This is a genomic window from Pseudomonas sp. CFBP 5748 (assembly GCF_053850495.1).
In genome coordinates this window covers 243,086-249,566 of the sequence record NZ_JBSPTN010000009.1, presented here as the reverse complement: position 1 = coordinate 249,566, position 6,481 = coordinate 243,086, and the positions used below count along the sequence as shown (strand labels likewise).

Sequence of the window (6,481 nt, the reverse complement as noted above, 5' to 3'; positions counted from 1 at the left end):
GAACTCAGCAGTGAAACGATGCATCGCCGATGGTAGTGTGGGGTTTCCCCATGTGAGAGTAGGTCATCGTCAAGATTAAATTCCGAAACCCCTATCTGCTGATGCAGGTAGGGGTTTTGTTTTGCCCGCGAGAAAGACATTTTGTGTTTCTATGCAACTGTCTTACGCATAGCTATCATGCGGGCCTCATTGTCAGGGCGCAGTTCGCATGCTCACGTTGCTAAAACTTCTAAAGGATGGTCGCTTTCATTCGGGCCAGGCGCTGGGCGTTGCGCTGGGTATCAGCCGCAGTGCTGTATGGAAGCAGCTGCAGCATCTGGAGGCAGAATTGGGGCTGTCTGTTCATAAGGTTCGAGGCAGGGGATACCAGTTGGCTAAGCCTCTGCTGCTTTTAGATGCGGCTGAGATCAGCGCAGGCGGGCTTTGTGAGTGGCCTGTTCACATATTTGATTCCATCGACTCCACTAATGCAGAAGCGCTGCGCTCTATAGAGCGCGGAGTGGAGGCCCCATTCATGGTGCTGGCCGAGCGACAGATAGCCGGCCGTGGTCGTCGTGGTCGCAAGTGGGTCAGTCCGTTTGCCGATAACCTCTATTGCAGCGTGGTATTGCGCATTGAGGGTGGCATGCGACAGATCGAAGGGCTCAGTCTGGTTGTCGGACTTGCTGTCATGCATGCCTTGCGTGATATGGGGGTCTCGAAGGCGGGTCTGAAATGGCCTAACGATGTCCTGGTTGGTGAGAAAAAAATCGCTGGCATTTTACTTGAGTTGGTAGGGGATCCGGCGGACGTCTGCCACGTTGTCCTGGGTGTGGGAGTCAACGTGAATATGCAATCGACCGACGAGGTTGATCAGCAATGGACGTCCATGTGTCTCGAGGCGCGCAGGGATTTCGATCGGAATGAGCTGGTGGTGCGATTGGGGGCAAAGCTTCAGCAGTATCTGAGGCTCCATCATGCATCAGGGTTTACCGCGATTCAGTTGGAGTGGGAGCAATACCATCTATGGCAGGGGCGAGCTGTATCATTGATTGCAGGCGTCAATCAAATTGACGGTGTTGTGATGGGAGTTGATCGTCAGGGTGCACTTCGTTTGAAGGTGGATGGCGTGGAAAAGATCTTTAGCGGCGGTGAGCTCAGTTTGAGGTTGCGTGATGATTCTTGAGCTCGACTGCGGCAATAGCTTTATCAAGTGGCGTGTCCTTCAGTCTGATGGTCTTACGGCGGTCGAGGGGGGAGTGGTCGGTTCTGACGGCGACCTGTTGGCGAGCCTGGGTTGTGCCGAGAAATTCCAGCTCAAGAAATGTCGTCTGGTTAGTGTGAGAACTCAGGCAGAGACTGATTCGTTGGTCGCATCGCTGGTTAGCGTATTTGGAGTGTCCGTGGTGCGTGCCGTGCCTGCTCGGGAAATGGCGGGAGTTAGAAACGGCTATGAGGATTACGAGCGATTGGGGCTCGATCGCTGGTTAGCCCTGCTAGGCGGGTTCCATCTCGCTTCGGGGGCATGTCTGGTGCTCGATTTTGGTACAGCTATCACTGCGGATTTCGTGGGTGCTGATGGTGGGCATCTCGGGGGATTTATTTGCCCGGGTATGCCCCTGATGCGCAATCAGTTGCGTACTCATACTCGACGAATTCGTTATGACGATACGGCAGCTGAGCGTGCCCATGAGAGCCTGGCTCCTGGCCGCACGACCGTCGAAGCGGTCGAGCGTGGTTGCATGCTGATGCTCAGGGGATTTGTCCTGACTCAGCTTGAGTTGGCCCGGGAATATTGGGGAAAGGATTTCGTGGTATTTCTCACTGGGGGAGATGCCGATTTGGTTTCCGGGGTTGTTCCTGGTGCCAGGGTGGTGCCTGACTTGGTTTTTGTTGGTTTAGCGATGGCCTGTCCTTTGTCCTGAGGTTTCTATGCGGTGGCTGTTCCTGTTATTGCTGGTTTTGAATGTCTTCTATTACGTCTGGCATCAGCAGGAGGCCCCGCTTCGCGCAAAAGATGTTACGCCGCTAAGTTTGTACCGTGGCTCGCAACAGGATATCCATCTCTTGAGTGAGACTGCGGATGCGCTTGTGAGGCGCGATTTGGGTAAATCCGGTGAGGTGCAAAAGACCTGTGTCTATCTGGGAGGCTTTGCTCGGTCGGAAATGGCGAAGCAGCTGGAGCAGCGACTGGCGAACTTGGGTGTTGTGGTGCGCCCCGTTGCGTTGGGGGCGTCGAACTCGCTTGAGGCGGGAGGTTTTTGGGTTCAGGTTTCCCGGGATAGTGCGGGGAAAGTGAATGAAGCGATGCTTCAAAACCTTTCTAAAGAATTCAATGAGTTAAAACATAAAATAATGCCTTGCGAGGGGGTTGCACCCGCAGAGTAGTTTGCATAGAATGGCGCCCGCTTCGCAGCGAAGACCTTTTAGCGGTTAACGATGCGAGGCGCCGTCAACGCAGCTAACCTCAGGTTTTTAATGAGAAAATGCTTGACAGAAGGCTGGCATAATATAGAATGCCGGCTCGCTTAGGAGGGGTTCCCGAGCGGCCAAAGGGATCAGACTGTAAATCTGACGTCTACGACTTCGAAGGTTCGAATCCTTCCCCCTCCACCATTTTTAGCGTGAGCTGCAAGCTCCGCGGGTATAGTTTAGTGGTAGAACCTCAGCCTTCCAAGCTGATGATGCGGGTTCGATTCCCGCTACCCGCTCCAAGTTTGCAGGTTGTGCAAAGTGTTTCGCTCTTGTAGCTCAGTTGGTAGAGCACACCCTTGGTAAGGGTGAGGTCAGCGGTTCAAATCCGCTCAAGAGCTCCATATAACAAGGCAGATATGAAAATATCTGCCTTTGTTTTAATGGCTTGTGTGACTTGCTAAATTCTTCTCCTGAGGGTGATTTCGATGGCTAAGGAAAAGTTCGAACGTAATAAGCCGCACGTCAACGTTGGTACCATTGGTCACGTCGATCACGGTAAAACTACGCTGACTGCAGCTCTGACCCGCGTCTGCTCCGAGGTATTCGGTTCGGCCAAGGTTGACTTCGACAAGATCGACAGCGCCCCGGAAGAGAAAGCACGCGGTATCACCATCAATACCGCTCACGTTGAATACGATTCGGCTGTGCGTCACTACGCGCACGTTGATTGCCCAGGTCACGCTGACTATGTGAAGAACATGATCACCGGTGCTGCCCAGATGGACGGCGCGATCCTGGTTTGCTCGGCTGCTGATGGTCCGATGCCGCAAACTCGTGAGCACATCCTGCTGTCCCGTCAGGTAGGTGTTCCGTACATCGTTGTCTTCCTGAACAAGGCTGACATGGTTGACGACGCTGAGCTGCTGGAGCTGGTTGAGATGGAAGTGCGCGATCTGCTGAGCACTTACGATTTCCCAGGTGATGACACTCCAATCATCATCGGTTCGGCTTTGATGGCTTTGAATGGCCAAGATGACAATGAGATGGGTACCACTGCTGTCAAGAAGCTGGTGGAAACTCTGGATAGCTACATTCCAGAGCCTGAGCGTGCTATCGACAAGCCGTTCCTGATGCCAATCGAAGACGTATTCTCTATCTCCGGTCGCGGTACTGTTGTGACTGGTCGTGTTGAGCGTGGCATTGTCCGTATCCAGGAAGAAGTTGAGATCGTCGGTTTGCGCGACACTCAGAAAACTACCTGTACCGGCGTTGAAATGTTCCGCAAGCTGCTCGACGAAGGTCGTGCAGGTGAGAACTGCGGTGTGTTGCTGCGCGGCACCAAGCGTGACGATGTTGAGCGTGGCCAGGTTCTGGTCAAGCCAGGTACTGTCAAGCCGCACACCAAGTTCACTGCAGAGGTTTATGTTCTGAGCAAGGAGGAAGGTGGTCGTCATACGCCGTTCTTCAAGGGCTATCGTCCACAGTTCTACTTCCGGACCACTGACGTGACCGGTAACTGCGAGCTGCCAGAAGGTGTTGAAATGGTAATGCCGGGTGACAACATTCAGATGACTGTCACTTTGATCAAGACCATTGCGATGGAAGATGGCCTGCGTTTCGCTATTCGTGAAGGCGGTCGTACCGTCGGCGCTGGTGTCGTAGCCAAAGTCATCGAGTAAACAGTTGTAATGTCTTTTTCGGGCCGGCATAATGGTCGGCCTGATTTTGTTTTAGGTCAGTAGCTCAATTGGCAGAGCGACGGTCTCCAAAACCGTAGGTTGGGGGTTCGATTCCCTCCTGACCTGCCAGATTCACTCGGTGTGTCTGGCTTTCTTTTCACAGGATCTTCATAGATGACTCCTAAAGCTGAAGCTCAAGGCTCTCGCTTCGATCTGCTCAAGTGGCTAGTGGTAGTCGCTTTGGTGGTTGTTGGCGTTGTTGGCAATCAGTATTACTCTGCTTCGCCGATCCTGTACCGCGTACTTGCATTGCTCGCCATTGCTGCTGTTGCTGCCTTCGTAGGTCTGCAAACAGCCAAGGGTAAGTCTTTCTTTGTACTCGCTAAGGAAGCTCGCACCGAGATTCGTAAAGTCGTATGGCCGACTCGCCAAGAAACCACGCAGACCACGTTGATCGTTGTGGCTGTTGTTCTGGTAATGGCGTTGCTGTTGTGGGGGCTTGATTCCCTGCTCGGCTGGCTTGTTTCCTTGATTGTTGGCTAAGGGTGTCCCGTGGCTAAGCGTTGGTACGTTGTGCATGCTTACTCGGGTTACGAGAAGCATGTTATGCGCTCGCTGGTAGAGCGCGTCAAGCTGGCTGGCATGGAAGATGGCTTTGGCGAGATTCTGGTCCCCACTGAAGAAGTGGTTGAGATGCGTAATGGCCAGAAGCGCAAAAGTGAACGCAAGTTCTTTCCAGGCTATGTGCTGGTACAGATGGATATGAACGAAGGGACTTGGCACTTGGTCAAGGATACCCCTCGGGTGATGGGCTTCATTGGCGGAACCGCTGATAAGCCAGCACCGATTACAGATAAAGAGGCGGAAGCGATTCTGCGTCGGGTCGCTGATGGTAGCGACAAGCCTAAGCCGAAGACGTTGTTTGAACCAGGTGAGGTTGTACGCGTCACTGATGGTCCATTCGCCGACTTTAATGGCACGGTTGAAGAAGTTAACTACGAAAAGAGCCGGATCCAAGTGGCAGTGCTCATTTTCGGTCGCTCTACTCCGGTAGAGCTAGAGTTCAGCCAGGTCGAAAAGGTCTGATTGAACAGGCATCCCAACCCCGCAGCCCTAGGCTGTGGGGTTTTGTCGTCACTGGGATAAACGCGCAAGTAACCGGGGAGCCTTTCGAGGCGTTCGAACCCGTAATTGGAGTGCCTCATGGCCAAGAAAATTACCGCTTACATCAAGCTGCAAGTGAAGGCCGCTCAGGCTAACCCAAGTCCACCTGTTGGTCCTGCTCTGGGTCAGCACGGCGTGAACATCATGGAATTCTGCAAGGCCTTCAACGCCCGTACCCAGGGTCTTGAGCCAGGTCTGCCGACTCCAGTGATCATCACTGTCTACAGCGACCGTAGCTTCACTTTCGAAACAAAAAGCACCCCTGCTTCGGTTCTGCTGAAGAAGGCTGCAGGTTTGACCAGCGGTTCCGCTCGTCCAAACACCGTTAAGGTTGGCACCGTTACCCGTGCTCAGCTGGAAGAAATCGCGAAAACCAAAAACGCGGATCTGACTGCAGCTGATATGGATGCAGCCGTGCGTACTATCGCCGGTTCTGCTCGTAGCATGGGCCTTAACGTGGAGGGTGTGTAATGGCTAAGCTGACCAAGCGTCAAAAGGCTATCGCCGGCAAAATCGAAGCAGGCAAGGCCTACAACTTTGTAGACGCCGCCGCTCTGCTGGCTGAGCTGTCGACTGTCAAGTTCAGCGAGTCGTTCGACGTTGCTGTGAACCTGGGCGTTGACCCACGTAAATCCGACCAGGTCGTTCGTAGCGCTACTGTGCTGCCACACGGCACTGGCAAGACCGTTCGTGTTGCTGTTTTCACCCAGGGCCCAGCAGCTGAAGCTGCTCTGGCTGCGGGCGCTGATCGCGTAGGCATGGACGATCTGGCTGCTGAAATGAAAGGCGGCGACCTGAACTATGACGTAGTGATCGCATCTCCTGATGCCATGCGCGTTGTAGGTCAGTTGGGTCAGATCCTCGGTCCACGTGGTCTGATGCCTAACCCTAAAGTCGGCACCGTAACGCCAGACGTAGCCACCGCGGTTAAAAACGCCAAGGCAGGTCAGGTTCGTTATCGCACCGACAAAAACGGCATCATTCACACCTCCGTTGGCAAGATTGGCTTCGACGCCGTCAAGCTGAAGGAAAACGTTGAAGCCCTGATCGCTGATCTGAAGCGTATCAAGCCAGCTTCTTCGAAAGGCATCTACGTCAAGCGCGTTACCCTGAGCACCACCATGGGCCCAGGTCTGGTTATCGACCAGAGCTCGCTCGACGCGTAAGACTCAGGTTGGCGCAAGCGATTGCGCCAATCGAAAAATTGGGGTCCCTGCCTGGCGGGGGCTGTCCAAGACCGTAGG

8 protein-coding genes, 4 tRNA genes and 1 rRNA gene are annotated in these 6,481 nt (G+C 53.9%); all 13 read left to right on the top strand.

The window, feature by feature from the left end; translation table 11 throughout:
- A 5S ribosomal RNA gene (gene rrf / locus ACWNZ1_RS21580) occupies positions 1-75 on the top strand; the annotation flags it as partial.
- 133 nt (positions 76-208) lie between these two features.
- Complete coding sequence (gene birA / locus ACWNZ1_RS21575; RefSeq protein WP_135847434.1) at positions 209-1,165, top strand: bifunctional biotin--[acetyl-CoA-carboxylase] ligase/biotin operon repressor BirA; 957 nt, start codon at positions 209-211, stop codon at positions 1,163-1,165.
- Positions 1,155-1,904: a pantothenate kinase gene (locus ACWNZ1_RS21570; protein ID WP_135847433.1), complete on the top strand. Its 750-nt coding sequence runs from the start codon at positions 1,155-1,157 to the stop codon at positions 1,902-1,904. The genes birA and ACWNZ1_RS21570 overlap by 11 nt, the downstream gene beginning before the upstream one ends.
- A gap of 7 nt (positions 1,905-1,911) precedes the next feature.
- The gene (locus tag ACWNZ1_RS21565) at positions 1,912-2,367 is read left to right on the top strand and encodes a hypothetical protein (protein WP_135847432.1); all 456 of its coding nucleotides are present in this window, start codon (positions 1,912-1,914) and stop codon (positions 2,365-2,367) included.
- 143 nt (positions 2,368-2,510) lie between these two features.
- Positions 2,511-2,595, top strand: a tRNA-Tyr gene (locus ACWNZ1_RS21560).
- Between the two features lie 24 nt (positions 2,596-2,619).
- Positions 2,620-2,693: transfer RNA gene (locus tag ACWNZ1_RS21555), tRNA-Gly, on the top strand.
- 26 nt (positions 2,694-2,719) lie between these two features.
- A tRNA-Thr gene (locus ACWNZ1_RS21550) sits at positions 2,720-2,795 on the top strand.
- Positions 2,796-2,879: 84 nt separating this feature from the next.
- The gene (gene tuf, locus ACWNZ1_RS21545) at positions 2,880-4,073 is read left to right on the top strand and encodes an elongation factor Tu (protein WP_003186103.1); all 1,194 of its coding nucleotides are present in this window, start codon (positions 2,880-2,882) and stop codon (positions 4,071-4,073) included.
- A 53-nt stretch (positions 4,074-4,126) separates the two neighbouring features.
- Positions 4,127-4,202: transfer RNA gene (locus ACWNZ1_RS21540), tRNA-Trp, on the top strand.
- 45 nt (positions 4,203-4,247) lie between these two features.
- Positions 4,248-4,616: a preprotein translocase subunit SecE gene (secE, locus tag ACWNZ1_RS21535; RefSeq protein ID WP_003186101.1), complete on the top strand. Its 369-nt coding sequence runs from the start codon at positions 4,248-4,250 to the stop codon at positions 4,614-4,616.
- Positions 4,617-4,625: 9 nt separating this feature from the next.
- The gene (nusG, locus tag ACWNZ1_RS21530) at positions 4,626-5,159 is read left to right on the top strand and encodes a transcription termination/antitermination protein NusG (RefSeq protein WP_003186097.1); all 534 of its coding nucleotides are present in this window, start codon (positions 4,626-4,628) and stop codon (positions 5,157-5,159) included.
- Positions 5,160-5,276: 117 nt separating this feature from the next.
- Positions 5,277-5,708 carry a 50S ribosomal protein L11 gene (rplK, locus tag ACWNZ1_RS21525; RefSeq protein WP_003176435.1) on the top strand — a complete coding sequence of 144 codons (432 nt, stop codon included), beginning with the start codon at positions 5,277-5,279 and terminating at the stop codon, positions 5,706-5,708.
- Positions 5,708-6,403 carry a 50S ribosomal protein L1 gene (gene rplA / locus ACWNZ1_RS21520; RefSeq protein ID WP_003186095.1) on the top strand — a complete coding sequence of 232 codons (696 nt, stop codon included), beginning with the start codon at positions 5,708-5,710 and terminating at the stop codon, positions 6,401-6,403. The genes rplK and rplA overlap by 1 nt, the downstream gene beginning before the upstream one ends.
- Positions 6,404-6,481 lie beyond the last annotated feature (78 nt).